25 protein-coding genes are annotated in these 23,203 nt (G+C 51.0%); 15 read left to right on the top strand and 10 right to left on the bottom strand.

The genetic code is table 11. The annotated features are described in order from the left end of the window. Window positions 1-241 precede the first annotated feature (241 nt). The 4 genes from IE094_RS09345 to IE094_RS09330 are packed head-to-tail and all read left to right on the top strand — an operon-like array spanning window position 242 to window position 3,788. Window positions 242-1,270: a pyridoxal-phosphate dependent enzyme gene (locus IE094_RS09345; RefSeq protein WP_229802211.1), complete on the top strand. Its 1,029-nt coding sequence runs from the start codon at window positions 242-244 to the stop codon at window positions 1,268-1,270. Continuing rightward, window positions 1,267-2,415: a M24 family metallopeptidase gene (locus IE094_RS09340; protein ID WP_189640429.1), complete on the top strand. Its 1,149-nt coding sequence runs from the start codon at window positions 1,267-1,269 to the stop codon at window positions 2,413-2,415. Before IE094_RS09345 ends, IE094_RS09340 begins: the two co-directional genes overlap by 4 nt. Further along, a complete protein-coding gene (locus tag IE094_RS09335; protein ID WP_189640428.1) occupies window positions 2,412-3,155 on the top strand; it encodes a maleate cis-trans isomerase family protein in 744 nt (247 codons plus the stop codon). The genes IE094_RS09340 and IE094_RS09335 overlap by 4 nt, the downstream gene beginning before the upstream one ends. Further along, window positions 3,156-3,788 carry a LysE family translocator gene (locus IE094_RS09330; protein ID WP_189640427.1) on the top strand — a complete coding sequence of 211 codons (633 nt, stop codon included), beginning with the start codon at window positions 3,156-3,158 and terminating at the stop codon, window positions 3,786-3,788. Here the strand turns inward: IE094_RS09330 and IE094_RS09325 are convergent, their stop codons facing one another. The 10 genes from IE094_RS09325 to IE094_RS09280 all read right to left on the bottom strand — a co-directional run bounded on the left by IE094_RS09325 (window position 3,789) and on the right by IE094_RS09280 (window position 12,990). After that, window positions 3,789-4,577 (bottom strand): ATP-binding cassette domain-containing protein, encoded by a 789-nt coding sequence (locus IE094_RS09325; RefSeq protein ID WP_189640426.1) that lies wholly within the window; start codon window positions 4,575-4,577, stop codon window positions 3,789-3,791. After that, window positions 4,574-5,623, bottom strand: a complete 1,050-nt coding sequence (locus IE094_RS09320) for a FecCD family ABC transporter permease (RefSeq protein WP_229802209.1) — start codon at window positions 5,621-5,623, stop codon at window positions 4,574-4,576. Before IE094_RS09320 ends, IE094_RS09325 begins: the two co-directional genes overlap by 4 nt. Before the next feature lies 1 nt (window position 5,624). Further along, entirely contained in the window at window positions 5,625-6,473 is an 849-nt protein-coding gene (locus tag IE094_RS09315) for a heme/hemin ABC transporter substrate-binding protein (protein WP_189640424.1), read from the bottom strand. Continuing rightward, window positions 6,470-7,525 (bottom strand): hemin-degrading factor, encoded by a 1,056-nt coding sequence (locus tag IE094_RS09310; protein ID WP_189640423.1) that lies wholly within the window; start codon window positions 7,523-7,525, stop codon window positions 6,470-6,472. The genes IE094_RS09315 and IE094_RS09310 overlap by 4 nt, the downstream gene beginning before the upstream one ends. A gap of 12 nt (window positions 7,526-7,537) precedes the next feature. After that, a complete protein-coding gene (locus tag IE094_RS09305; RefSeq protein WP_189640422.1) occupies window positions 7,538-9,529 on the bottom strand; it encodes a TonB-dependent receptor domain-containing protein in 1,992 nt (663 codons plus the stop codon). Between the two features lie 103 nt (window positions 9,530-9,632). Next, on the bottom strand, window positions 9,633-10,514 hold the full coding sequence (locus IE094_RS09300; protein WP_189640421.1) for a TonB family protein: 882 nt from the start codon (window positions 10,512-10,514) through the stop codon (window positions 9,633-9,635). Continuing rightward, a complete protein-coding gene (locus tag IE094_RS09295; protein ID WP_189640420.1) occupies window positions 10,511-10,894 on the bottom strand; it encodes an ExbD/TolR family protein in 384 nt (127 codons plus the stop codon). The genes IE094_RS09300 and IE094_RS09295 overlap by 4 nt, the downstream gene beginning before the upstream one ends. After that, a complete protein-coding gene (locus IE094_RS09290; RefSeq protein ID WP_189640419.1) occupies window positions 10,895-11,278 on the bottom strand; it encodes an ExbD/TolR family protein in 384 nt (127 codons plus the stop codon). It lies immediately after the preceding gene. 13 nt (window positions 11,279-11,291) lie between these two features. Continuing rightward, window positions 11,292-12,002, bottom strand: a complete 711-nt coding sequence (locus IE094_RS09285; protein ID WP_229802207.1) for a MotA/TolQ/ExbB proton channel family protein — start codon at window positions 12,000-12,002, stop codon at window positions 11,292-11,294. 85 nt (window positions 12,003-12,087) lie between these two features. After that, on the bottom strand, window positions 12,088-12,990 hold the full coding sequence (locus IE094_RS09280; protein ID WP_189640418.1) for a LysR family transcriptional regulator: 903 nt from the start codon (window positions 12,988-12,990) through the stop codon (window positions 12,088-12,090). A gap of 180 nt (window positions 12,991-13,170) precedes the next feature. Here IE094_RS09280 and urtA point away from each other — a divergent pair, with 180 nt between their 5' ends. From urtA to IE094_RS09225, 11 genes are all read left to right on the top strand, one after another. Continuing rightward, the gene (urtA, locus tag IE094_RS09275; RefSeq protein WP_229802204.1) at window positions 13,171-14,436 is read left to right on the top strand and encodes an urea ABC transporter substrate-binding protein; all 1,266 of its coding nucleotides are present in this window, start codon (window positions 13,171-13,173) and stop codon (window positions 14,434-14,436) included. A 61-nt stretch (window positions 14,437-14,497) separates the two neighbouring features. Then, window positions 14,498-16,450, top strand: coding sequence for an urea ABC transporter permease subunit UrtB (gene urtB / locus IE094_RS09270; RefSeq protein ID WP_189640417.1), 1,953 nt, complete (start codon window positions 14,498-14,500; stop codon window positions 16,448-16,450). 3 nt (window positions 16,451-16,453) lie between these two features. Continuing rightward, window positions 16,454-17,632: an urea ABC transporter permease subunit UrtC gene (gene urtC, locus IE094_RS09265; RefSeq protein WP_189640416.1), complete on the top strand. Its 1,179-nt coding sequence runs from the start codon at window positions 16,454-16,456 to the stop codon at window positions 17,630-17,632. After that, window positions 17,629-18,372 (top strand): urea ABC transporter ATP-binding protein UrtD, encoded by a 744-nt coding sequence (gene urtD, locus IE094_RS09260; RefSeq protein ID WP_099592536.1) that lies wholly within the window; start codon window positions 17,629-17,631, stop codon window positions 18,370-18,372. Before urtC ends, urtD begins: the two co-directional genes overlap by 4 nt. A gap of 1 nt (window position 18,373) precedes the next feature. Next, on the top strand, window positions 18,374-19,069 hold the full coding sequence (gene urtE / locus IE094_RS09255) for an urea ABC transporter ATP-binding subunit UrtE (protein WP_189640415.1): 696 nt from the start codon (window positions 18,374-18,376) through the stop codon (window positions 19,067-19,069). A 9-nt stretch (window positions 19,070-19,078) separates the two neighbouring features. Then, on the top strand, window positions 19,079-19,897 hold the full coding sequence (locus IE094_RS09250; RefSeq protein ID WP_189640414.1) for an urease accessory protein UreD: 819 nt from the start codon (window positions 19,079-19,081) through the stop codon (window positions 19,895-19,897). A gap of 9 nt (window positions 19,898-19,906) precedes the next feature. Further along, window positions 19,907-20,209 (top strand): urease subunit gamma, encoded by a 303-nt coding sequence (locus IE094_RS09245; RefSeq protein ID WP_189640413.1) that lies wholly within the window; start codon window positions 19,907-19,909, stop codon window positions 20,207-20,209. 65 nt (window positions 20,210-20,274) lie between these two features. Further along, complete coding sequence (locus IE094_RS09240; RefSeq protein ID WP_189640412.1) at window positions 20,275-20,580, top strand: urease subunit beta; 306 nt, start codon at window positions 20,275-20,277, stop codon at window positions 20,578-20,580. Next, complete coding sequence (gene ureC / locus IE094_RS09235; RefSeq protein ID WP_189640411.1) at window positions 20,580-22,289, top strand: urease subunit alpha; 1,710 nt, start codon at window positions 20,580-20,582, stop codon at window positions 22,287-22,289. Before IE094_RS09240 ends, ureC begins: the two co-directional genes overlap by 1 nt. Window positions 22,290-22,307: 18 nt before the next feature. Further along, on the top strand, window positions 22,308-22,694 hold the full coding sequence (locus IE094_RS09230; RefSeq protein WP_189640410.1) for a hypothetical protein: 387 nt from the start codon (window positions 22,308-22,310) through the stop codon (window positions 22,692-22,694). A gap of 38 nt (window positions 22,695-22,732) precedes the next feature. After that, entirely contained in the window at window positions 22,733-23,203 is a 471-nt protein-coding gene (locus tag IE094_RS09225; protein ID WP_189640409.1) for a DMP19 family protein, read from the top strand.

The following is a 23,203-nucleotide window of genomic DNA, read 5'->3' as shown; positions in this document are numbered from 1 at the left end:
GCTAACAACTAATACTTTTTTAACAAAAAATATCAATTTTTACCATCACATAGGTTCTAAAAGTATGTATTCCACCAAAATTGTCAAAACAATTATGTGCAAAATGTATCAGATATTGCTTTTGTTTTTGTCGTAACTTTACGAAAACGCGGTTTGATTCTCCAAAATTCCAACTGGCAATGCGATTTTTCTCGCCAGATCGACAATTGGCTTTTAGCGTGGAATGCAAAAGGATCAACACGTGGAAATAATACCCAATACATGGCGCGGCACGGGCATCAACATGGAACATATTCCATTGCCAAGCGATGACGCCACTGCCCCGATGGCATTGTTAAATCGCTGTCCCGATTATCGCCAAACACCGCTGCGCGATTGCACAACCTTGGCGCAAGCTATGGGCATCGGTGCGCTCTTTATCAAAGACGAGCGCACGCGCATGGGGCTGGGCAGTTTTAAGGCATTGGGCGCGGCATATGTCATCGCCCATCTGGCGGCCACTGGGGATATATCCGATCATGTGTTTGTGACGGCCAGTGCAGGCAACCACGGGTTATCGGTGGCGGCGGGTGCGCGGATTTTTGGCGCACGTTCTGTGGTTTACATTTCCAACGCCGTGCCAGAATCATTTGCAAAACGTCTGTCAGATCAAGGGGCAAAGGTTGTGCGCGCAGGTGATACATATCAAGCCAGCATGGATGCCGCCCAATTGGCGGCGGATGAAAACAACTGGTTTTTACTTTCTGACAGCTCTTGGGATGGATATACAACCGCCCCCCATCGTTTGATGCAAGGTTACACCGTTTTGGCCGCAGAAACCGCCGCACAAATCCCCGCCCCGCCCACGCATATATTTTTGCAAGCGGGTGTTGGTGGGTTGGCAGGGGCAATTGCACGATACGCCCGTGGCATCTGGGGCGAAGATCCCACCATCATCGTGGTCGAACCCGATCGCGCCCCTGCGTTGATCGACAGCATCCGCGCAGGGCATAGTGTTCAAACCCAAGGCGCGGAATCAAATATGGGGCGGTTGGATTGCAAGGAACCATCACTGATCGCGCTGGCGGGTCTGTCATTGGATGCGGATTATTTCATGACCATTACAGATGATGAATGTGTAAACGCCATCGCCGATTTGCCCACCAATGATTTGGACACATCCCCATCTGGTGGTGCGGGATATGCGGGGCTCACCCATTTGATCGGTCAATATGGTTTGGATGAAACCGCGCGGGTTTTATGCATCCTAAGCGAAGGTGGCGATATATGAACCAACGCGGATTTGCCATATCGGAATATCAATCGCGCACCAAACGCGCCCAATCCGCGATGGCCACACATGGCATATCTGCGATATTGCTGACCACCGCGCCAGAGTTTGCCTATTTCAGCGGATATCAAACCCGTTTCTGGGAAAGCCCATCGCGCCCATGGTTTATGATTATCCCTGCCAGCGGCAAACCCGTGGCGGTGATCCCCACCATCGGGCATGAATTGATGGCGCAAACTTGGGTGGATGATATTCGCACATGGGTATCCCCTGATCTAAACGATGATGGCATTTCAATGCTGTGTGAAACTTTGCGCGAACTTGCACCATCGGGGCGCATCGCCATCCCATCAGGGCATGAAACGCATTTACGCATGCCGCTCACTGATTATCACCGCATGATCGCATCTATCGGCGCAGATCGGTTTGGGGATGACGCCAATATCACGCGTTCCTTGCGCTTGGTGAAATCGGACGCCGAAATTGCCAAAATCAAAACCGCCTGTGATATCGCAGGGCGTGCATTTGCCCGCGTTCCCGAAATCGCGCGCGTAGGGCAAACACATGATGCAGTCTGTCGTGCGTTTCAACAGCTTTGCTTGGCCGAGGGCGCGGATTGCGTGCCCTATCTTGCCAGCGGGCTTGGCCAAGCGGGATATGGCGATGTCATTTCGCCACCCAGCACGCGTACATTATCACAAGGTGATATTTTGATGTTGGACACGGGCGTATCATGGGATGGCTATTTTGCCGATTTTGATCGCAATTATAGCGTGGGAAGCCCCGACGCCAAAACCGCCGCTGCATTTACTAGATTACAAGACGCAGTGGATGCGGGGCTGGAGGCCGCACGCATCGGTGCCACCTGCGCCGATGTATTCCACGCCATGGCATCCGTGACGGGCGGGGGCAAGGCCAGCGATGCGGGGCGATTTGGCCATGGGCTTGGGCTACAGCTCACGGAATGGCCATCATTGATCGCGGCGGAAAATTTGCCACTGGTGGCGGGAATGGTGTTAACCTTGGAACCATCCATTGAAACCAAACAGGGGCGCATTTTGGTCTACGAGGAAAACATCGTCATTCGCGAAACGGGTGCCGAAATGTTATCCCCTCGTGCGCCTGCAAATATGGTGGTGATATGAACGACTATACCTATACCCGCACAGAATTGCCCCATATCAACCTTGGCCTGATCGTTTTGCAAACCGATGAACGTATCGAACATGATTTCCAGCGGTTGTTTTCCCCGAAAACCACCAAAATCATGGTCAGCCGCATTTCCAATGCCGATACGATCACCCGCGATACGCTAAACGCGATGAAGGCAAGATTGCCAAAATCCGCGGTCATGTTTCCCCGCGTAACACGGTTTGGTGCGGTTGGATATGGCTGTACCTCTGCCAGTTCGGTAATTGGGGCGGATGGTGTGGCGGATGCGATCAAATCGGGGTGTAACACCGAACATGTCACCAATCCGCTGTCGGCCGTGATTGCCGCCTGTCGGCATTTGAATATTACCAATCTGGCACTTGTGTCCCCCTATATCGCGGCGGTGAATGCAACATTGCAATCCGCGCTGTCAAACGGTGGGATCAACACCGCAAAATTCGCGAGCTTTAATGAATCGCTCGATGAAAACGTCGCACGGATTTCGCCCGATGATATCGCCCGCGCCGCGATTGACATCGGCTCGGATCCAGCCTGTGACGGTGTGTTTTTGTCCTGTACGAATTTGGATACGCTTGACGTAATTGATGTGATCGAGCGAGCGGTAAACAAACCTGTGATCTCCAGCAACCAAGCCTTGGCCTGGCATATGGCGAAACTGACCAACACTGGCCTTGGTGCATTTCGCCCCGGGCGCTTATTGCAGGAACGATAAATGCCCGACCTATCCACGATATCGTTTTTCTTGCTTGCATGTCTTGCGCTCAACGCGACACCTGGGCCTGATATGTTGCTGATTGCCACACGCAGCGCCGCACAGGGGCGATTGGCGGGATTGGCGACCTATCTTGGCATTGCGACGGGGGCCTATGTACACGCGGCCGCCTTGGCGCTTGGGTTATCGCAATTGTTCATCGCGGTTCCCATGGCCTATGATATTGTGCGGTTCATGGGGGCGGGATATCTGTTGTTTCTGGCGTACCAAGCGTTTCGCCACACGCCAAACGCCGATCCCCAATCCAAACCCGCAAAACGCCACAGCACATGGGCCATGTATCGCCAAGGCATGCTAACCAATGTGTTAAACCCAAAGGTCGCGTTGTTCTTTCTCGCGCTTTTTCCACAGTTTTTGGATATTGAACGCGGCGCGGTTGGCTTGCAAATCCTGATCCTTGCGACGATTTTAAACCTGTCTGGTTTGATCGTGAACGGGGTGGTGATTTTTATCGCGGCCTCTGCGCGAACCGCACTGTCGCACAATCAACGGATCCGCCAACGCGCGCAATATTTTACGGGCATCGTTTTCACCGCGCTTGCCGCGCGACTGGTTTTTGATACCAAGGGATGATCACCCCGCCAAATCCTGTAATTCAGGGTAAATCACCAACCGACCAGAACTGTGTTTATCAACGTTGATCGGTGTTTCGTAAATCTGGGACAACAGCTTGCTTTGGAACACCTGCCCCACGGAACCCGCCGCAACCGTTTTGCCACCATTCACCATCACAATGTCATCGGCAAATGCCGCGGCAAGGTTCAAATCATGCAACACCACCAAAACACCAACCCCGTTTTGCGCCGCTGATCTCGCGATTTTCATGACCGCAATCTGGTGCAAAATATCCAAACTGGCCGTGGGTTCATCCAAAAACAGATACCCCGCCCCAAACAGCGTTTGATTTGCATAAACCTGTGCCAAGACACGCGCCAGATGCGCACGGTGGCGTTGCCCCCCTGACAGGTTATCAACGCGACGCTTGGCAAATTCCGACAATCCCAATTGACCCAAAATGTTGCGCACCATCACATCGGTATCACGTGGTGGTAATTCCATCGGGATTGACAAGCGCACCAATTCATCAACGCAAAAATTCGCAGATAGGCTTGGGCTTTGTTCCAAAACTGCGCGGCGGCGCGACAATTGGCGCGGAGTTAAATTCGCCAATGCATCATCGCCAAAATAAACATCACCCTGATAATGTTTCTGCTCGCCGGCCAATACGGATAACACCGTGGATTTGCCCGCGCCATTGGGGCCACACACTGCAACCAGTTTGCCAAATGGCACATCGATATTGGCACCGCGCAAAATCGGTGTGTTCCCAAATGCCAGCGATAAATTGCGTCCCGTGATCATAACCGTTTTTCCCGCAGCAAAAGGAACAAAAAGAATGGTCCGCCAATCAATGATGTGGCCAAACCGATGGGTAATTCTTGGGGTGGTATCACATTGCGCACGATCAAATCAGCACAGAGCAATAATACACCGCCCAGCAATGCCGATGCGGGCAATAACAAATGATGCGCACTGCCGATAATCATGCGTGCAATATGGGGGGATACCAATCCGATAAACCCAATCGGGCCCGCAATTGAAACCCCTGCCCCCACCGCCACGGCGCAAATCGCACAGGCGCTGAATTTGATTTTGGTGATTGCAAGGCCGCTGTGAAATGCGGCGCGTTCCCCCAGTTGAAACAGATCAAGCGCGCGTGCATAGCGCAGCAAAACCACACTTGAAATCATCATGATCGTCACGCTGATACCAACCCCGAACCAACCGGTTTTGGCCAAACTGCCCATCGACCAAAACGTCAGATCACGCAATTGCGTATCGTTGGAAATATAGGTCAAAAACCCGATGCCGGCACCTGCAATCGCATTAATCGCAACCCCAACAAGGATAAGGCGCCCAATCGACATTTCGCCGTTTTTCTGTGCAAAGCCAAGGATCAGCGCCGTCACCAAAAGTGCGCCGCAAAACGCAGCAATCGGCAAAACATAGGGGCGGACGCTTGCAGGGATTTCACCCAGAAACAAATCACCCAACACAATCACCACAACCACGGCCGCCGATGCACCACCCGATATCCCGATCAATCCAGGATCGGCCAATGGGTTGCGTAACAACCCTTGTAAAACCGCACCACAGATCGCCAACGACATACCAATGCCCAATCCCAACACCATGCGTGGTGCGCGAATTTGGGTGACAATCGCAGCGGGCATTGGTTCGCCGTTCCCCGCCATCGCATCATAAATTTGCGACAGGCTTAACCGCACGGGCCCCAGCACCAATTCACCAACGGCAACCGTGATCAACGCCGCCACAAGGGCGACAAACACCAATGCGTTAAACGAAAACCTGCGACCACGAAATTGGGTTGTTTCCAACAGTGCCATGTTAATGGGTATGTGGGTGTATGTGATGCATCAGCTCAGCCACCGCAATCGGCGTGCGCGGACCAAAGCCGAGCAATAACATCGCGTCCATCTTAACCAACCGCGCGGATTTACCCGCATTGGTGAGTTTTACATCTGCACGCCCTAATACCGCGCTATCATCGCCCATATTTTCCGCATGGCTTGCCGACATGACGATCACATCGGGGTTGGCGGCGATCAATGCCTCTGAATTCATCGGCTTCCAGCCTGTGAAATCTTGGCCAACATTCACGCCACCTGCCAATTCAATGATATCATGTGCTGAGGTTTCCGCGCCCCCCACAATCGGGGCACCATCGCGCATGGACAGGATAAACAACACCTTTGGTTTGGTTTCCAGCGCGCCAACCTGATCGGCAAGTGCAGCCATTTTCGCGCTGTAATCGGCGATCAAATCATCGGCGCGTGATTGCAATCCCAATGTTTCGCCAACGAATTTGATCTTGGTCACCACACGATCCGCACCGTGCCCAAGTGGTGCGACGGCCACATCCAAATTGGCCGCGCGCAGATTATCAATCACATTGGGTGGCCCCATGTCATCTGCACCGATCAACAGATCAGGTGCGATGGATAACACGCCCTCGGCGGACAGACCGCGCACATAACCGATTTGCGCCTTATCCTTGACCGTTTCTGGGAAACCAGAGGTGCTATCAACTGCGATCACCTGATCACCCGCGCCAAGCGCATAGATAATTTCGGTGATGTCCCCGCCCGCCGATGCGATGCGTTTATAATCCTGTGCGTGGGATGCGCCCGCAAATGCGAGCGCCCCGATCAACATGAAATGTGTGAGCAATTTCATTTCTTGCCCAACCCATCCAACAAATCGCGCCACGCTTGTAATTCTGGATTGCCTTCATGGCGCTCACCAAACATGAGGAAAAAGCTTTGACCATTGGCATCAAATGCTTCCAGCGATGTGACAAATCCGTCTTTCGATGGTTTGCGCACGATCCATGCGTGGGCCACGTGATCTTGGCGCAGATGCATATGGAATTTGGGATCAAGGATATTGGTCCACGGGCCCATCGGTTTCACATTTTCAATTGCGCCTGTGTGAATTTGAATACAGCCTTTGTTGCCAATAAAAACCATGATCGGTAGTTTTGCGTCCACTGCGCGTTCCAACGCCCAAGTGATCGCATCGGTTGGCACCTGCCATGCCACATCTTCGCCGACCAGTCGCAATGCCTGCATTCGCCCAACATTGTGTTTTTTCAACATGCCGTGGAATTGATGCACATCGCTCATGGCATCCCAATCTTTGCGCAATGCAGCCACATCCACATCGCCATCCGGGCGATCGGCGGCAACAGGGGGCAATGGGGTTGTAATGATCTGTTCTGCCGCGCCATCAATCCAATCAGCAACCAGCGCATCAAAACCCGCCCGATCGGTTTCATCGGTTGGATAGATTTTATGCACCGCTGTTCCTGATTTATCGAAAAACTGTAAACTGATCCGCAGGCCAGATTTCACCTGTTCTTCGATCACAAAGGCAAACGCCCAGCGGTTCATAAAAATGCGCAGATCAATGGTTTTGTTCAAAACCAGCCCCATCACGGGGCCGATATTTACATTGGCAAATTCACCATAACGTTCGTGCACCGCATGTTCATTGCGCGTTAAACACATCACTTCGCCAAGGCCAACCATACCCTCGATCAAGGGCGCAAAACCGCGTTCGGGATCACGGCGCAATCGTTTAGCCGCACCTGAAATTTGTTTGGCTTCGACCAGCTCTGCCTCGCTGATGCCCAATGATTTGGCGGCGTCCACGGCACGCATTGATCCCTTTTCTTGGATCAGGTTTTCAAATCGTTCGTAATTGTCTGCGATTGAATGATCTAACATTTTGCTCTCCGCTTAGAATGTTTTTGCTAATGACAGTTTGATGTTTCGCCCCTTGGCCGCTTGCGACAGATATGTCGCGGGCTGATAGGTTGTATCGGCGATATTATCGATGCCCAGATGGATTTGCGCACCCTTCAACACACCGCGATCAGGGCTGTAGGTGGCGTAAATATTGTGCACGTTATAGCCATCAAATTCACCGCGATCTTGGCTGCGGTCGGCGGCAAAGGTGCTGTTGATGCCCATCTTGAATTCAGGCGTGAATTGATATGAGAAACCAAGCATCAATGAGTTATTCGCAATTGAATCCAGCTTGGTATCATTTGGCCCCTGACCATCAATCAGGGTCACGCCCATGGATGCTGCAAACTTGCCCACGACATAGCGCCCTTCGATTTCCGCACCTTTGATGATTGCGCGATCAAGATTATCAAATCCCGGTTGCCCCGCGCCGGCATTGGTGCGCACGATCTTGTCTTTGATATCATTGTAAAATGCGGTGAATTTCAAATCGACTTCGTCATTTGCTGTGAACAGGTTTGATCCCACATAGGACACACCAATTTCTGTGTTGGTTCCCTTTTCTGGATCCAAATCCAAATTGGCAGTGCCCCCACCAAATTCATCAAAAATTTCATCATCCGTGGGCAAACGGTTTACGCGGGCAAGTGAACCAAACACGCTCCATTGTTCGTTCAATTTGTAGATCGCTGAAATTTGTGGCTCGATTGCGGTACCCGACATTGAATCGCTGGTCACCGTAACACTATCAGCGGGCGTCAGGCGTTGATGATCAACGCGCAATCCTGTGTTGATCGTCAATCGATCCGTTGGGGAAAATTCGCTCAGCGCATAAATTTCAAATGTGTCTGTCGTTGCCTCTGGGTGGGAACCAGACGCGGGATCGGATGTGCGATCTTTGCGTGATACCGCCGCGCCAAAAGTTAAATAATGTTCACCCGCCGCACCAGAAATATCGGCGGTGTTTTCTGTTTTCAGCTTCCACAATTCATAAGATCGCTCGCCGATTAATGACGCAAAAACCGGTTCGCTGGCGATTGTGCCCTGTGCCACATCAACCTGTGAATTGGTGTATGACAGGCTGGTTGTTAAATCGATAAACGGGTTGTCCGTTGGGCTGTAATTATGTTCCAGCTTTGCAACTTGTGACTGGGTTGTAATGTTGCCCACGCCCCATGGGAACGTGACACTTCCATCCAACTGATTAAAATCTTGGTTGGTGCCATCAGAATACAGATGTTGATATGACACGCCAAAACGATGATCGCCCGTAGTATAATTCGCCTTGGCCAATACATTGGCGATATCGGCATTGGTGCGGATCAATGTGTTGCCATCGCCGTCCTCGCTCGTGCCAATATCGGAATATGACAGTGCAAATAACGCATCAAAATTATCATCGGGTGCAAATGCCAAAATCGTGGTGGATTGGGTTTTATCTTCGTTTGATTCAAACGTCAGCTTTTGACGCACCGCGAACGTATCGCCATCGGTTAAAAAATCGCGCGCGTCTTTGGTTTCCATCAAAACCACGCCGCCCATCGCACCAGAACCATAAAGCGTTGATGAACCAGGTCCGCGCAAAACCTCGACCCGTTTTAACAATTCTGGTTCAACAAAAATCGACCCTTGGCGATAGCTTTCGTAATAAAGCTCTTCACCATCCACCAGTGTCAAAATTGATGACGCCGCCGATGTAACACCCGCACCAACGCCGCGAATGTTGAATGATTGGCCAAGCGGGCTGCTTGATCCAATCCCCGAAACACCGGGCACTTGGTTCAAGATATCGCCCAGATTGGCCGCCTGAATTTCATCCAGCTTTTCTTGGTTAACCACGCTCACCGATTGCGCCACATCGGATGCAACCTTCTCTTGCCCTGCGTTTATTACAATCGGATCCACGGTGGTGGATTCTTGAGCAGCGACACTGTGCGCTGCGAATGTTGCAACAACTGCAACGATAAATCTATTGGGGGTCATTTCCCGTCCTTCTCGCATATTTTTTCTTCACTGCCAGACGCGAGTCGGGTGGTTACTTTGGTTGGTTCATCTTATATCTGACAATTTTTGTCAATTATTATTTTCACGGTTGATAAATCATTGGGATCACAAAACTATGTTTTGATTTGCTCACGCCTTTCACCGCCTTTGGCATGGATTTAATCCCGTTCAAGGTTTTCAGCGCGGCGTTATCCGCCTTGGCGTTGCCCGAACGTTTCGCAATTTGAAAGCTCAGCACCTGACCATTGGCTGCAACATTCACGCGGATGGTGACAGTTGCGCGCGCCTTGATACCACGCACGGAACCTTTGCGCCGTTCAATCGCGCGGCGAATTTGTGCGCCCCACACTTCCAACGCCTTGGCCGAATTGGCAGATTTGCCCGATTTCACCGCAGACTTGCCCGCGTTCCCCGCGGACTTTCCGCCACCATTGCCTGCGGCCTTTTGCTTTGTCTGTGCTTTGCTTGCGGATGATGATTTTGTGGCGGTTTTCTTTGCGGGCGCTTTTGGCTTTGGTGTTTTTGCAACCTTTGGCTTTGGCTGTTCAATCTGCTTGACGGTTTTTGGTCGCGATTTTGGCTGTACTAACATTATATCTGATGGCGCCGCGACTTCGGGTGTTTGAACAGGTTCAACAATGGGCAACGCAGGTGTTGCATTTGGTATGCGCTCAGTTGGAATATCCACGGGTTTCGCCGCTGGTTTCACTGGTTTTATCGGCGCAGTTTTTTCAATCACCGGCTCGATCACTGGCTCAACCATCGCTTCGATGATGGGTTCGGCGGGTGCGGTCCACTCTGCCACCAATTGTTCAATCTGTGGGTTTGACCCTTGCAGCGATAACAGATGTTCGCCCGCTTCTCCGCCTGCCTGACTGCCGCTGTCGGGTATGCCAAACAGCATCACCAGATGCGCCGCCAACGCAATCGCGCCAAAACCAAGGGTTTCAAACAGCTTGATCATTTTACGGTCGCAATGATTTCAACATTGGCCGCACCTACCGTGCCAAACCGCGTCATCACACGCGCCAAAATGGGGGCTGGCAATGCGGCATCAACGTGTAATTTCACATTGCTTTTTTCATCTATTTTTCCCGCCAACCGTTGCCACGCGATATCGTTTTCAAACACATCAAATCGCACCGTGCCATCGCTGGACACATAAACGCTCAATTCCCCTTCGGCCATGTTCAACTCATCCCCGTTTGGGGGTGTGATTTCAAATGGCGCGGGTTGTTGAATGGTTGATGTCATCAAGAAAAAGATCAACAACAGGAACACCACATTGATCATAGGCACAATGGATTCCGATCTTTGCCGTGGCACTTGCGTTGAAAAATCCATTCATTCCACCATGACAACGGTTGAAAACCCGGCCCCTTGCAGCGCGGAAAAAACATCCAACATATTTTGTGTGCTCGCATCTTCGCCCCCGCGCAGCACGATAATATCATCGGGTTTGGTGGTCAGCGTTTGTAGGTTTTTAATCGCTCGCGTTAATTCCATCGGCGCACCGTTAAGCAACACAGTGTCGCCGCGCACAGTAATCAGGCGTGGTGGCCCACTGTATTTAGCACTCGCATCACCCCCCAATATCGGCAGGGTCACGGCCTGATCCTTGCCAAATTGTGATGCCAGCATGAAAAACACCAGCAGCAAAAACACCACATCAATCATGGGTGTCAGGCTGGGGCGACGCCTGCGCCGCTGTGGTAATGTCATTTCCATTACGCGCCATCCATTATTCTGCGGCCAAGCGCATGACGGCGCCCGCATCAACCCGTGGTTTTGCCAAAAAAACCTGTGTCGCGATGTCTTCGAAATCTTGGCGGATATTGTCTACCACACTTTCAAACCATGTCAGCGCAACCGTCGCAGGGATCGCCACCGCCATGCCCGCCGCCGTTGTCAGCAACGCCTCCCAGATACCACCTGCAAGGATCGCAGGATCGGCGCGGCTACCGCTGTCTTGTAATGCTTGGAATGCGGCGATCATGCCCAAAACCGTGCCCAGCAATCCCAGCAGTGGCGCAATATTTGCGATCAATTCCAACCCGCGAAGCCCCCGCCCCGCCTTGGCTAATTCCAGTTTTGCGATGCGCGTGGTCGCCTCGCGTGCCTGATCTGTTGGCAAATCTTTGGCGTGTTGAATGGTCGCCGCCGTGAAACGCCCGCGCAAGCCCCGCCGTGTTTGGGCATTATCAAGTGCCTGATCAAAATCCCCTTCGCGAAGCGCGTTCAGCGAACGCACAGCGCCGCGCCGCGCCCATGCACCCATCAACGCCAATCGCCACAATTTCCACAGGATAATCGCCAATGCCACAACAGACACCGCCGCAATCGCCCAGATCGACGGGCCGCCATCCATCAGGAATTTCGTCAGGTTTTCGAATTGATCCGACCAAGAGAAAATCGACATATCCAACATAGCACACCACAAATTACGTTTCATTTTGCGGCTGGCAGGGATTGAATGCTGGCGTTATGGGGGGAATATCTTTTCTTGACTATTTTTGTCAACTAACAATTTTGTGCGATCACTCTGTCATTGTTTCCAGCCGCAAGATCAGCTTTTCCACAAATTTTTGCGCCGCAATTGGCATCAAATTATGGGTCGAGGCCACCAAATTCACAAACCCCGTGGTCAATTCACGTGATGCAACAGGCACCAATTTATACCCGCGCGTTTGATATTCCTTGGCATCACTATCAAAGGGCAAACAAAATGCGATGCGCGATTTTACTGTCGCGCTCAGATGGGGCAATGGATCACTACATTCCATTTTGGTGGTCAATTGAATACCCGTTTTTTCACACGCCCCATCAATTTTATTGCGCAGCTCTGTATCCTGCGCAGGCATCAAAATCGCATGGTCCATCAATTCATAAAGCTTGATACCCGCTTTATCTTTCACAGGGGCGCCATTTGGCAATGCCACATGAATTTTCATTTCACTGGCATGAAGCACTTGCAAATTGCGCCCCAGCATCGGTTGATAAAACAGTGCCATATCCAGTTGGCTCCTGTTCAGCGCGGTTTCCAAATCGTCTTGGTTTACGATTTTTAGGGCAAAAGATACCTCTGGGAAATCATTCTGATAATCTGCGATTTCTTTGTGAATGAACGACAGCCCCAAATCCGCGCTCACCCCGATGCGCACCACCCCTGCACGCAGGCCCTTAATATCGTTTATCTGTGATTGTAACTGTTCAAACCCGGCCATTTGGCGCAGGGCAAATTGATAAAACAATTCCCCCTCGGTGGACAGGCGCACCCCCTTGGTTAGTCGCTCGAAAATTTGGATATCCAAATCCTGTTCCAATGCCTGAATATGACGATTCAGCGCGGATGGCGATATGGTCAAACTGTCCGCCGCGCCGCGAATTGATCCGCTTTCAGCGATCATTTTCACATATTTGAACGATTGCAAGTGCCGCATTTCACCCTCTTTTACAGGGGTTTTAGGTAAGTGGTGCATAAAACGCAACACCCTTGCCTTAATTTTGACGCAGACTGCACCGTTTTGATTTCCTAACCTTTGGTCAGAATCACTGCCCTAACACGGGTAGTGATTGTGAAACCTGACGCATCCTCCCGCGTCAAAACCTTAGGGGACAAAATGATGAAAAAATTACTACTTGCATCTGCGCTGACATCCGTTGCGGCCACATCTGCGATGGCTGAAATCAAGGTCGGCATCCTACACTCGCTTTCTGGAACGATGGCGATTTCTGAAACCACGTTGAAAGACACCATGCTGATGCTGATCGAACAGCAAAATGCCAAGGGCGGCGTGAACGGTGAAATGTTAGTGCCCGTTGTGGTTGACCCTGCATCCGATTGGCCGTTGTTCGCAGAAAAAGCACGCGAATTGATCAGCGTTGAAAATGTCGATGTGATCTTTGGCAACTGGACATCCGTATCACGCAAATCCGTCCTGCCCGTGATCGAAGAATTGAACGGCCTGTTGTTTTACCCTGTGCAATACGAGGGCGAAGAGTCTTCTAAAAACGTGTTTTACACAGGTGCTGCACCAAACCAACAAGCGATCCCAGCAACGGATTATTTTCTCGAAGAATTGGGCGTTGAAAAATTCGCATTGCTTGGCACCGATTATGTTTACCCGCGCACAACCAACAAAATCCTTGAGCAATATTTACAAGACAAGGGCATCGCATCCGAAGATATCTTTGTAAACTACACACCATTTGGGCATTCTGATTGGTCAAAAATCGTATCGGACGTTGTCGCACTGGGTGCGGATGGCAAAAAGGTTGGCGTGATTTCAACCATCAATGGCGATGCGAATATCGGCTTTTACAAAGAACTGGCCGCCGCTGGCGTATCCGCCGATGATATCCCTGTTGTTGCATTTTCCGTTGGCGAAGAAGAATTGGCCGGTTTGGACACAACCAACTTGGTTGGGCATTTGGCTGCGTGGAACTATTTCCAATCTGCCGAAGGTGAAGCAAACGCCGAATTCATCAAAACTTGGAAGGCCAAAATGGGCGAAGATCGTGTCACCAACGACCCGATGGAAGCACATTACATCGGCTTTAACATGTGGGTGAACGCAGCAACCGAAGCAGGCACAACAGATGTCGATGCGGTGCGCGAAAAAATGTATGGTCAAAAATTCCCGAACCTGACCGGTGGCATGGCGGAAATGTTGCCAAACCATCACTTGGCAAAACCTGTGTTGATCGGTGAAATCCAAGACAACGGCCAATTCGACATCATCAGCCAAACAGCAGAGGTTCCAGGCGATGCATGGACAGATTTCTTGCCAGAATCTGCGGTATTGAAATCCGATTGGAAAGATTTGGATTGCGGGATGTACAACACAGAAACCAACAGCTGTGTTCAGGTGAAATCAAACTACTAATCAATCCTGAAATTCTATGGGGGCGGCATTCGCCCCCATAACACCCCCAAAGGATAATAATATGTTGCGCGTCATCTGCGCCCTGTTGGTTGCACTGTTTTTCATCGCACCTGCATATGGGCAAAACGCTTTCCAAGATTTGGTGCAAACTCACGCACCCCAAATCATCAAAGGATCGGTCAAAACGGCCCCTGCCGTGATCGCGGATATCCAAGCCACCAAATCCCCCGCCGCCACCAGATTTTTGCAAAACTGGCAGTCCAAGGATTTATGGTATCGCCGCGCGGATGATTTGATTGTGACGGTCACAACAGATGACAATAAAACATATACATTGCTAGGATTGGCGGATCAGTCCGTGATTGGCACAGCGCAAAAATCCGAGATTAAACAAATCAAACCCAATTCTGGGCTTCGCGGATTACTTGGCACCGCCCTTGTGGGTGCACAGCTTGCCAGTGATGATCTGGCCACGCGCCGATCAAGCCTTGAAAGCCTTGCGCGGGATCCCGCACCTGAACATCTGGCGCCACTACGCGCTGCATTGAATGCGGAATCCGATGTGGATCTGCGCGCAAAAATGTTGCGCTTGGAACGATTGCTTACCCTGCAATATGATACCGACACCGATGAACGTATTGCCGCGATCAACGGGTTTGCAGGTGATCTTGGGCTTGATGTGCGTGCACGGTTGAACCCGTTGCTTGATACGCGATTGCAGCTGTCCCAAACCCCACCGGCCGCGGGCACATTTGCCCGTATGATCAACCCCGCCAATGATGAAACGCTTTCAGTAACAGATGCATATGACATGCTGGTCGCCAACGGTTGGGCAAGCGCGAAAATTTCACCCGATGACAAACGCAAAACTTTGATTGCCAACATTGAAAACGGTGCGGTTGGTGGTGTGGATATCGCCGATCTGAACACAGATGAAAACCGCAATATCGCATATGCGGCATTGGTTGATGCAGGCATCGCACCAGTTGATGTCAGCGACGCGGACATTATCAACGCCGTTGAAACCGCCTATTTTTACGACACCTACAGCGAGCAATCACCCGCCGTTATTGCCGCCGCGCAAACCGCATTAAAACGGATCAATACCAAGGTGGGCATATCCCAAGGCGTCGATCTGTTTTTGGATGGATTGTCGCTCGCCTCGATCTTTTTCCTCGCTGCGATTGGATTGGCGATCACCTTTGGTGTGATGCGCGTGATTAACATGGCGCATGGTGAATTTATCATGATGGGTGCCTATACGGGATTTGTCGTACAACAAGTCATCACCAATTACACCCTGTCGATCATCATCGCGATCCCTGCCGCCTTTGCCGTCACATTCGCCGCAGGTGTCGCCATGGAACGCCTGATCATTCGCCACCTATATCACCGCCCATTGGAAACTTTGCTGGCGACATTTGGTGTGTCGATTGCATTGCAACAATTGGCCAAAAACATCTTTGGCACACAGGCACGCCCATTAACATCACCCGATTGGTTGGGTGGCGCGTGGCAGATCAACGATGTGATCGCGATCAGCTGGATTCGCGTGGCAATCTTTGTCCTGTCGATCCTGTTTTTCCTGATGCTGTGGTTTACGCTCAACAAAACCCGCCTGGGTCTTGAAACCCGCGCGGTTACACAAAACCCTCGTATGGCGGCATCCATGGGGATTAACCCTGATAAAATCAACATGCTCACCTTTGGGCTTGGCTCTGGCATTGCGGGAATTGCAGGTGTTGCAATCGGCCTGTTTGCCAAGGTCACATCCGAGCTTGGCAGCGATTATATCGTGCAATCCTTCATGACCGTGGTTGTGGGTGGTGTCGGGAACATCTGGGGCACGCTCGCAGGGGCGGCAATGATCGGATTTTTGCAAAAAGGTATTGAATGGATGAACCCATCCAACACGCTTGCCGCACAAACATTCATGATCATTTTCATCATCATTTTCATTCAATTCCGACCACGGGGCATTATCGCCCTCAAGGGTCGCGCAGCGGGGGATTAAATCATGCAAGGTCCACTTGGAAAATTCATGCTGAAACATCCCAGCACGCTGGTATTTTTGGGCTTACTGTCGCTGTTCACCATCATTGTCACCATCGGGAGCGAGGCATTTGGCTACGGCTTTGTATCCACCTCATTTGTCAAAACCTTGGGCAAAACATTGTGTTTCTGTCTGATCGCAATCGCGATGGATTTGGTCTGGGGGTATTGTGGTATCCTGTCACTTGGCCATTTCGCGTTCTTTGGGCTTGGCGGATATATGATCGGCATGTGGTTGATGTATGAACGCACACGTTTGATCGTGATCAATGCCGCTGAAAATGCACAAATCCCCATGACCCATCAGGAAATCCAAGACGCGATTGGAACCCAGATTTTTGGCGTTGTTGGCGGGTCTGATTTCCCGTTGGTCTGGGCATTTTCGCACCTGTTCTGGGTACAGCTCGCACTGGTGGTGTTGGTGCCGGGCATCCTCGCACTTATCTTTGGCTGGCTCGCTTTTCGATCACGTGTTACGGGCGTTTACCTGTCGATCCTTACGCAAGCAATGACATTGGCGCTGGCGCTTTATCTGTTTCAAAACGATAGCGGGCTTCGTGGCAATAACGGCCTGTCTGGTTTGCAAAACCTGCCCGGTCTGGAAAGCACCGATCAATCGCTGATTTCGATGTGGTTTTTCTGGGCATCCGCATTCGCGCTTGGCCTTGGGTATTTGCTGGTGAAATTGATTGTCGAAAGCAAACTTGGCAATGTCGTGCGCGCCATTCGCGATGACGAAGCACGAGTGCGGTTTTTGGGCTATAATGTCGAAGTTTACAAGCTGTTCATCTTTACCCTCACCGCTGTGATCGCGGCCATCGCAGGTGCGCTTTACTATCCACAGGCGGGCATCATTAACCCTGCTGAAATTGCGCCAATTGCGTCGATCTATCTGGCCGTTTGGGTGGCGATTGGCGGGCGTGGGCGCATTTATGGCGCGGTGATTGGTGCGGCGGTTGTGTCATTGTTATCTAGCTGGTTCACAGGTGGCCAAGCCCCCGATATTTCGCTTGGCTTTTATACGATCAAATGGGTTGATTGGTGGTTGGTTCTGCTTGGCATCAGCTTTGTCATTGTCACCCTTTACGTGCCCAAAGGTATCGGCGGGTTGTTTGATAAATTCACCAAAGGGGCAGAACAATGAGCGGCGCATTATTAGAGGTCGATGGCATCAGCGTATCATTCGATGGGTTCAAGGCGATTAACAATTTGTCCTTTAACATCGACAGCGGCGAATTGCGGGCGATAATCGGGCCAAATGGCGCGGGAAAAACCACGTTTATGGATATCATCACCGGCAAAACACGCCCCGATAGTGGCAAGGTGATTTGGGGCGAAGAAAACGTCAGCCTGATCAAAAAATCCGAAAGCGATATTGCCAATATGGGCATCGGGCGCAAATTCCAAAAACCCACCGTGTTCGAGGATCAAACAACGCGCGATAATTTAACCATGGCATTGAAAAACAAACGCAAACCTTGGGCGGTTTTGTTTTATCATTCCAATGCGGATGACCGTGCCAAGGTGGATGACATCGCCGATGAAATCGGCCTGTCGGATCATCTGGATCGCCGTGCGGGTGATCTGAGCCATGGGCAAAAACAATGGTTGGAAATTGGCATGTTGCTGGCCCAAGAACCCCGCCTGTTGTTGGTCGATGAACCCGCCGCTGGCATGACGGTGGATGAACGCAACCACACGGTCACATTGTTGCGCCGCGCGGCAGAAACACGCGCGGTTGTTGTGGTCGAACATGACATGGAATTCATCCGCAATCTCGATTGCAAAGTCACCGTTTTACACGAAGGTTCCGTTCTTGCCGAAGGTAGCCTTGATCATGTCACACAAAATCAAGACGTCATTGACGTATATTTGGGGCGCTAACATGCTGGATCTGAAAAACATCACATTACATTACGGTCAAAGCCAGATTTTAAACGGCGTTGATTTGGCTGCAGACACGGGCAAAATCACCTGTTTGATGGGGACAAATGGTGTGGGTAAAACCAGTTTATTAAAGGTCATATCAGGAACCCATAATCATTCGGGTGGAACATTCACATTGGATGGTGTGGAACAGGGTGTGCAACCCGCCCATGTTTTGGCCAAACGCGGCATTGGTTATGTGCCCCAAGGGCGCGATATTTTTCCGCTGATGTCTGTGCGCGAAAACATGGAAATTGGTTTTGCCTGTTTGGATAAATCAGAACATAAATTACCCGAAGAAATGTTTGAACTTTTCCCCGTGCTCAAAGAAATGCAACATCGCCGTGGTGGTGATTTGTCGGGTGGACAGCAACAGCAATTGGCCATTGCGCGTGCATTGATCACGAAACCAAAACTCTTGTTATTGGATGAACCAACCGAGGGCATTCAGCCCAACATCATCCAACAAATCGGGCGCGTCATTTCATTTTTGAAAGACCAAGGCGATATGGCAATTTTGTTGGTCGAACAATATTTCGAATTTGCCTATGGGCTGGCCGATCATTTCTATTCTATGCGCCGTGGTGAAATTATTCTGGACGGTGCCAAGCGGGATGTGAAAAAATCAGATGTGCTTGCCACATTAAGCGTTTAAGAAATACCTATGTTGGATCAGACCACATCGCCAAATATGCAACGCGCCAAAGGGCGTGCGCATTTGGGATTTGTGGCGCGTGGTGGCAAAACCACGCTGATGGATTTGCACCAATCGGGCTGTGTAAAGGCCATGTTGCCACGCAACCACGCCCCCGTGATGGACGGTGTGTTGATCAACACAGCGGGCGGTGTGACAGGTGGTGATCAATTGCAATACAGCGCAACATTGGGCGATGATACGACGCTGTGTCTAACAACTCAAACTGCCGAGCGGATTTATCAATCAAGCGGTGGGTATGGCGCAATCAAAACCGATTTTTCGGTTGGTGCGAATACCACGTTTGATTGGCTGCCCCAAGAAACCATTTTATTCGATCAATCCGCATTAAAACGCAACATGACCGTCACGATGGATGCGTCATCATCGGTGATGTTAATGGAAAGCATTGTGTTGGGGCGGCGTGCGATGGGCGAAACCCTGACCAGTTGTTTTTTGTCCGATCAATGGCGGGTGATGCGATCAGGCAAACTTGCCTACGCCGATGCGTTACGGATCACCGATCCAAACGCATTGAACACCCCCGCCACACTGGGCGGAAATCGTGCATTCACCACATTGGTTTATATCGCACCAGATGCAGAAGCACGGCGCGATCAAATGCAACAGATGTTGAATTTTGATGACGTGATAACGGGCGTATCTGCGTGGAATGGATGCCTTGTTACGCGGTTCATCACAAGTGATGCACAACCGCTACGCAAGGCCTTGATCGCCACCCTCACCCAATTTCGCAACGCGCCCCTGCCGCGTGTTTGGCATATGTAAGGACGTAAAATGCAATTAACCCCCAGAGAAAAAGATAAACTGTTGATTAGCCTTGCCGCAATGGTTGCACGTGGTCGCCTTGAACGGGGTGTGAAATTGAACCACCCAGAGGCCATCGCCATCATCACCGATTTCGTGGTCGAGGGTGCACGCGATGGTAAATCCGTTGCCACCCTAATGGAACTGGGCGGCAAGGTCATTCGTGCCGATCAATGCATGGATGGTATCGCAGAAATGATCCACGACGTTCAGGTCGAAGCAACATTTCCCGATGGTACCAAGCTGGTCACCGTGCATCATCCAATCCGATAGCGGCACATGATGATGCACGGTTGGATTTTTGGATATTTAGAACATTTGGAGAAAGGGGTCGCGCAATGATACCGGGCGAAGTTTTCACACAAAGCGGCGATATTGAATTGAACAAGAGTGCCGATGCAATCACGCTCACCGTCGCCAATACGGGCGATCGCCCTGTGCAGGTGGGCAGCCATTATCATTTTGGCGAAACCAACGCGGCGCTTGATTTTGATCGCACTGCGGCACGCGGCATGCGGCTTGATATTGCGGCGGGTACGGCGGTGCGGTTTGAACCGGGGCAAACGCGAGAGGTGACGCTGGTTCCCCTTGGCGGGGCGCGGCGCGTTTTTGGATTTAACAGCGATGTGATGGGGGATTTATAATGCCAAGCAAGATTTCACGCGGTGCATATGCCGATATGTATGGCCCCACCACGGGCGATAAAATTCGCCTTGCCGATACAGAATTGTTTATCGAGGTTGAACGCGATTTGACGACCTATGGTGAAGAGGTCAAATTTGGCGGGGGCAAGGTTATTCGTGATGGCATGGGGCAATCACAAGTGACACGTGCAAATGGTGCGGTGGATACGGTTATTACCAATGCGCTGATCGTGGATAGCACAGGTATTTACAAGGCCGATGTCGCCCTGTTTGATGGGCGCATTGCGGCGATTGGCAAGGCGGGTAATCCCGACACGCAATCAGGTGTGGATATCATCATTGGCCCTGGCACCGAAATCATCGCGGGCGAGGGGAAAATCCTAACCGCGGGTGGGTTTGATTCACATATCCATTTTATCTGTCCACAACAGATCGAGGATGCCCTGCATTCTGGCATGACCACCATGTTGGGCGGTGGCACGGGGCCCGCACATGGGACACTTGCCACCACCTGCACACCGGGGCCATGGCACATTGGGCGGATGTTACAATCGCTGGACGCTGTGCCAATGAACATTGGCCTCTCGTCCAAGGGCAACGCGAGCCAGCCTGAAGCCTTGGTCGAAATGGTTAATGCGGGTGCTTGCGCGATGAAACTGCACGAGGATTGGGGCACGACACCTGCGGCGATTGATTGCTGCCTGTCCGTGGCGGACGACATGGATGTTCAGGTGATGATCCATACCGACACGTTGAACGAAAGCGGATTTGTTGAAAACACCGTGGCGGCCATGAAGGGGCGCACGATCCATGCATTCCATACCGAGGGTGCGGGTGGCGGCCATGCCCCCGATATTATCAAAGTATGCGGCGAAGAGCATGTGATCCCATCATCCACCAACCCAACCCGCCCTTATACGGTTAATACGCTTGAGGAACATTTGGATATGCTGATGGTGTGTCACCATCTGGATAAATCCATCCCAGAGGATGTGGCATTCGCCGAATCCCGCATTCGCAAGGAAACGATTGCGGCGGAAGATATCCTCCATGATATGGGGGCGTTTTCGATCATTGCGTCGGACAGCCAAGCCATGGGGCGTGTGGGCGAAGTTGCCATTCGCACATGGCAAACCGCCCATAAGATGAAAGTGCAACGCGGGCGTCTGCCCGAAGAAACCGGGGATAATGATAATTTCCGTGTGAAACGCTATATCGCGAAATACACGATCAACCCTGCGATTGCCCATGGGATCAGCCAACATATTGGTTCCATCGCCGTTGGCAAACGCGCCGATCTGGTGTTGTGGGACCCTGCGTTTTTTGGGGTGAAACCTGAAATGGTTCTGCTTGGTGGGATGATCGCGGTCGCACAGATGGGCGATCCAAACGCATCCATCCCCACACCCCAACCCGTTTATACACGATCAATGTTTGGCGCGATGGGGCGTGCGGTGGAAAATTCCGCGGTTCTGTTTGTGTCCGAGGCAGCACATGCCAATGATATTGGCAAAACACTTGGACTTGCCAAATCCACGGTTGCGGTCAAAAATACCCGCAACATCGGCAAATCGGATATGGTGATGAACAGCGCAAAACCACAAGTGGAGGTGAACCCCGAAACATACGAGGTACGCGCGGATGGTGAATTGCTCACCTGTGAGCCGGCAAGCGAGCTGCCTATGGCACAGCGCTATTTTATGTTTTGAATTGGGAGGCTAGAAGTAGTGAACAATCTACAAAAAAGCGAAATAGTCGTTTCTTCGATTTTGGCAAATCTCCTAGAGAATGGTATCCAAGACGGATTCCTAGATTTTAACCATCTAGGGACCGACGACACATTGGAACCGTTTTTTTATCCCTGTATGATTTGGTTGATTTCCGAAGGAATAATCAGGTGCTCAAATGAACACCAAGTTTTTCAGGATACGCCAGCAATAAATCCAGTCCTAACAGCTTATGGGTTTCACGTTCTTGGACAGAAATTTTTAGCCGATGGCACAACCGTTGGATTCGCTGTGCAGCAAATTAATAAAGGGGAAATCAATTTTGCTGGCATCGGTGAGGTATTTGGTGGTGTCCTTGGCGGCTTTACGAAGTCGTTGGGAAGTTGACTTGGCTTATTAAAGTCATCCAATCTTAAGGAAAATTAATGTTACGAAGCCTGTTTCACGCACCACGCAAATATCCTGAATTTTATATGGAATATTACAACCAGTTTGATTTTTATAACGGGCGTAAAAAATGGTTGAAAAGCATTCGTAAAATCCCTGTGAAGGCGGTGCATCTTTATACGATCCACTGGCTTCATATTGAACATAACAATGGTGGATTTGATCAGTATTTTTTCAATTCCACATCCACCACCGTACCAGAGGCAATTGAAGGTTTCACCGCCATTGGCATGCCCCAAGTGGCAGAGGTGGTTGCAACCGCAATGGCACGTATGGGCGATCCTTTTCCGTTTGATAAATTGGAACGCGAACCATTGTTGGACCAAGAAAACCCAAAAGTCACATTCGATGACCTTGACCAAAAATTCGAAGCCTTGGCGGATACCGATCAATTGTTTCGCCGATTGCCAAAATACGTACCCTTTGCCGATAAATATGCGGGATATTGA

Origin of the sequence: Paramylibacter ulvae, from assembly GCF_014652655.1 — a bacterium.
Classification (GTDB): domain Bacteria; phylum Pseudomonadota; class Alphaproteobacteria; order Rhodobacterales; family Rhodobacteraceae; genus Amylibacter; species Amylibacter ulvae.
This window is presented reverse-complemented; position numbering and strand designations above follow the sequence as displayed.

What these genes read in the sequence shown, in the direction of transcription:
- ureC (WP_189640411.1), top strand. Translation starts at nt 20,580, where the DNA reads ATGCCAAGCAAGATTTCACGCGGTGCATATGCCGATATGTATGGCCCC.
- IE094_RS09310 (WP_189640423.1), bottom strand. Translation starts at nt 7,525, where the DNA reads ATGTTAGATCATTCAATCGCAGACAATTACGAACGATTTGAAAACCTG.
- IE094_RS09315 (WP_189640424.1), bottom strand. Translation starts at nt 6,473, where the DNA reads ATGAAATTGCTCACACATTTCATGTTGATCGGGGCGCTCGCATTTGCG.
- IE094_RS09325 (WP_189640426.1), bottom strand. Translation starts at nt 4,577, where the DNA reads ATGATCACGGGACGCAATTTATCGCTGGCATTTGGGAACACACCGATT.
- IE094_RS09330 (WP_189640427.1), top strand. Translation starts at nt 3,156, where the DNA reads ATGCCCGACCTATCCACGATATCGTTTTTCTTGCTTGCATGTCTTGCG.
- IE094_RS09305 (WP_189640422.1), bottom strand. Translation starts at nt 9,529, where the DNA reads ATGACCCCCAATAGATTTATCGTTGCAGTTGTTGCAACATTCGCAGCG.
- IE094_RS09280 (WP_189640418.1), bottom strand. Translation starts at nt 12,990, where the DNA reads ATGCGGCACTTGCAATCGTTCAAATATGTGAAAATGATCGCTGAAAGC.
- IE094_RS09245 (WP_189640413.1), top strand. Translation starts at nt 19,907, where the DNA reads ATGCAATTAACCCCCAGAGAAAAAGATAAACTGTTGATTAGCCTTGCC.
- IE094_RS09290 (WP_189640419.1), bottom strand. Translation starts at nt 11,278, where the DNA reads ATGGAAATGACATTACCACAGCGGCGCAGGCGTCGCCCCAGCCTGACA.
- IE094_RS09335 (WP_189640428.1), top strand. Translation starts at nt 2,412, where the DNA reads ATGAACGACTATACCTATACCCGCACAGAATTGCCCCATATCAACCTT.
- urtE (WP_189640415.1), top strand. Translation starts at nt 18,374, where the DNA reads ATGCTGGATCTGAAAAACATCACATTACATTACGGTCAAAGCCAGATT.
- urtA (WP_229802204.1), top strand. Translation starts at nt 13,171, where the DNA reads ATGATGAAAAAATTACTACTTGCATCTGCGCTGACATCCGTTGCGGCC.
- IE094_RS09320 (WP_229802209.1), bottom strand. Translation starts at nt 5,623, where the DNA reads ATGGCACTGTTGGAAACAACCCAATTTCGTGGTCGCAGGTTTTCGTTT.
- IE094_RS09340 (WP_189640429.1), top strand. Translation starts at nt 1,267, where the DNA reads ATGAACCAACGCGGATTTGCCATATCGGAATATCAATCGCGCACCAAA.
- IE094_RS09250 (WP_189640414.1), top strand. Translation starts at nt 19,079, where the DNA reads ATGTTGGATCAGACCACATCGCCAAATATGCAACGCGCCAAAGGGCGT.
- IE094_RS09240 (WP_189640412.1), top strand. Translation starts at nt 20,275, where the DNA reads ATGATACCGGGCGAAGTTTTCACACAAAGCGGCGATATTGAATTGAAC.
- urtB (WP_189640417.1), top strand. Translation starts at nt 14,498, where the DNA reads ATGTTGCGCGTCATCTGCGCCCTGTTGGTTGCACTGTTTTTCATCGCA.
- IE094_RS09225 (WP_189640409.1), top strand. Translation starts at nt 22,733, where the DNA reads ATGTTACGAAGCCTGTTTCACGCACCACGCAAATATCCTGAATTTTAT.
- IE094_RS09300 (WP_189640421.1), bottom strand. Translation starts at nt 10,514, where the DNA reads ATGATCAAGCTGTTTGAAACCCTTGGTTTTGGCGCGATTGCGTTGGCG.
- urtC (WP_189640416.1), top strand. Translation starts at nt 16,454, where the DNA reads ATGCAAGGTCCACTTGGAAAATTCATGCTGAAACATCCCAGCACGCTG.
- IE094_RS09295 (WP_189640420.1), bottom strand. Translation starts at nt 10,894, where the DNA reads ATGGATTTTTCAACGCAAGTGCCACGGCAAAGATCGGAATCCATTGTG.
- IE094_RS09285 (WP_229802207.1), bottom strand. Translation starts at nt 12,002, where the DNA reads ATGAAACGTAATTTGTGGTGTGCTATGTTGGATATGTCGATTTTCTCT.
- urtD (WP_099592536.1), top strand. Translation starts at nt 17,629, where the DNA reads ATGAGCGGCGCATTATTAGAGGTCGATGGCATCAGCGTATCATTCGAT.